4 protein-coding genes are annotated in these 2,683 nt (G+C 34.2%); all 4 read left to right on the top strand.

From position 1 onward, the window contains the following. Positions 1–165 precede the first annotated feature (165 nt). Positions 166–897, top strand: a complete 732-nt coding sequence (locus ABGX27_07450) for a thiamine pyrophosphate-binding protein (GenBank protein ID MEO2069329.1) — start codon at positions 166–168, stop codon at positions 895–897. A gap of 9 nt (positions 898–906) precedes the next feature. Continuing rightward, positions 907–1,725, top strand: coding sequence for a diadenylate cyclase CdaA (gene cdaA, locus ABGX27_07445; GenBank protein ID MEO2069328.1), 819 nt, complete (start codon positions 907–909; stop codon positions 1,723–1,725). Further along, positions 1,709–2,347, top strand: coding sequence for a hypothetical protein (locus ABGX27_07440; protein MEO2069327.1), 639 nt, complete (start codon positions 1,709–1,711; stop codon positions 2,345–2,347). Before cdaA ends, ABGX27_07440 begins: the two co-directional genes overlap by 17 nt. Beyond that, the coding region (locus ABGX27_07435; protein ID MEO2069326.1) for a phosphoglucosamine mutase at positions 2,344–2,683 on the top strand (340 nt) is incomplete at its 3' end. The genes ABGX27_07440 and ABGX27_07435, both read left to right, overlap by 4 nt.

Here is a 2,683-nt window from a genome sequence, read left to right as displayed (position 1 = left end):
AGCTTGTTCAATTACTTCCTCTGTGGGTGGGTTGATTACGTCGTATGTTTCTTTTTTTTCAGCTTGCTGCCATTTTCCATCAATGAACTGTCCAAATTTACTATACATAATTTTATTTTATGGTTTACTAAATGAGATATTTTTTTTTAAAATATAACTTTAAATATGAAAAAAATAAAGCTTACTTGCGCTCATGCACTAGTAAAACATCTTATTGCTCAAAAAATTCTAATTAATGGTAAAAAAGCTCCTTTATTTGCTGGGGTATTTGGTATTTTTGGTCATGGAAATGTTGCTTGTCTTGGTCAAGCTTTGGAGGAAAATAAAGACGAACTTCCAACCTGGAGAGGCCATCACGAACAAAATATGGCTTTAACAGGAATAGCCTTTGCCAGGGCGAAAAGAAGAAAACAAATTTTTGTAGCAACAAGTTCCGTTGGTCCAGGTTCAACTAATATGATAACGGCAGCTGCTGTTGCTATGAGTAATAGACTTCCAATACTATTTTTACCTGGAGACACATATGCAAATAGAATGCCAGATCCTGCTTTACAACAAGTTGAACATTTTAATAACCCAGGCATTACTCAAAATGATTCTTTTAAACCTGTAACAAGATATTTTGATAAAATAACAAGACCTGAACAGATTTTACAAACTTTGCCTCAAGCAATTCAAATAATGCTAGATCCTGCAGATTGTGGACCAGCGTGTCTGTCTTTAAGTCAAGATGTTCAAGGAGAAAGTTTTGATTATCCAGAAGAATTTTTTAAAGAAAAAATTCATTCTATACGAAGACCAAGGCCAGATGATTTTCAAATAAAAGAAGCAGCAGTAAAAATTAAAAATTCTAAAAATCCAATTATTCGATTATTTTATAATTATACGTATATTTAACAGCGTATTATGGAATTTTTTAAGGAAATCCTCGACTTTTCAATTATCAATTTTATTGATATTATTTTTGTTGCATTTTTATTGTATTATGCATACAAACTTCTTAGAGGAACTGTTGCAATAAATATTTTTTTAGGGATTATTCTGATTTATTTGGTATGGAATATTACTGCATTTCTAAAAATGGATCTACTATCAAGTATAATTGGAGGATTCATGAGTGTAGGTATTATTGCATTAATAGTTGTTTTTCAGCCAGAGATTAGAAAAATACTGGCAAAGTTAGGAGAAAAACAATTTGGAATTTTTGCTTCAGAAGAGGAAGCAGAAAAAGTTATTGAAGAAATTGTAAGAGCCTCTAAAAAACTTTCTGAGGATAGAATAGGGGGATTAATAGTAATAGAAAGAGAAGTAAACCTTGATAACTACATAGAAGCTGGAACAATGATAGACGGAAAAATTTCAAAAGAACTTCTTGTAACCATTTTTTGGCCTGGAACACCGCTCCACGACGGGGCAGTTATAGTAAGGAGGAATAAGGTTCACAAAGCAGGAGCATTTTTACCTCTTTCTTTGAATCCCAACCTTCCTCAAACCGTTGGAACAAGACATAGAGCTGCAATCGGAATTACTGAGGAAACAGACGCAATTGTGGTGGTAATATCAGAAGAAACAGGTTCCGTTTCCGTTTCCTATACAGGAAAACTTATAAAGAACCTTGATCCCCAAAAGTTAAAGAAGGTTCTGAAAGGTCTTCTTGTTAGAAAGAAAGAGGAAAGGAAGAAACTTTTAGACTACTTTAAGAGGAGAAATGAAGAAACTGTTTGATTTGTTCTTTTATAAGATTCACTATAAGGTCTTGGCTTTCATTTTTGCCATTCTTCTCTGGCTTCTTGCTACTAACAAGGAAATAACGGAAGCGGAGGTTAAGGTAAAAATTGTTCCTGTTTCGACAGGAAACTATGAGGTAATTGACTATTACCCTACCCAAGTCTATTTATCTTGTGAAGGATATAGGAAGGATCTTCTTATTTTGCGAGAAAAGGGAGTTGTTAAAGTTTTGCTTCCAAAGGTTTTACCTTTAAGAAATGACAAAGGAATGCTTGAAATAAAAGTAGAAAATTTAATACTTCCTGTCTCATCTGTGAAAGTTAAAAATGTTACTCCAAACTACTTAAAAGTAAAGGTTGAAAAACTTATAAAGAAGGTTGTTCCTGTAAAACTTAATGCAAGCGGCGTTAGAAAGAATTTGAAGTTAGTACTTTCTCCCAACTACGTTATTGTCTATGTTCCAGAGAAAAAGAAAAATAAGGTAAACTTTGTGAAAACAGAAAAGATAGATCTTTCCAGCATAAGAGAAAACGCTGAAATTTACCTGAACATTGAGAGTGAGTATAAGGTTGATCCAAAAAGGGTAAAACTTTCGATAAAGAGGAGAGAGGGAAAATGAAAGCCCCAAAGAGAAGACTTTTTGGAACGGATGGTATTAGAGGAGTTGCCAACAGGTATCCTCTAACTCCTGAAATGGTTCAAAAGATAGGTATTGCTTACGGTGTTTACCTCAATGCCAAGTATCCTGACAGAGAACACACAGTAGTTGTTGGAAAAGACACAAGAGCTTCCTCAGATATGATCAAGTCCGCTTTCGTAAGCGGTTTGACCGCAACGGGAGTTGATGTAATAGATGTTGATATAGTTCCGACTCCTGCAATTTCTTTCTTTATAAGAAAAGGGGATTTCTCTGGCGGAGTGATGATTTCTGCCTCACATAACCCATATGAGTACA

It is taken from the genome of Desulfurobacteriaceae bacterium, assembly GCA_039832905.1.
Classification (GTDB): domain Bacteria; phylum Aquificota; class Aquificia; order Desulfurobacteriales; family Desulfurobacteriaceae; genus Desulfurobacterium.
This window is presented reverse-complemented; position numbering and strand designations above follow the sequence as displayed.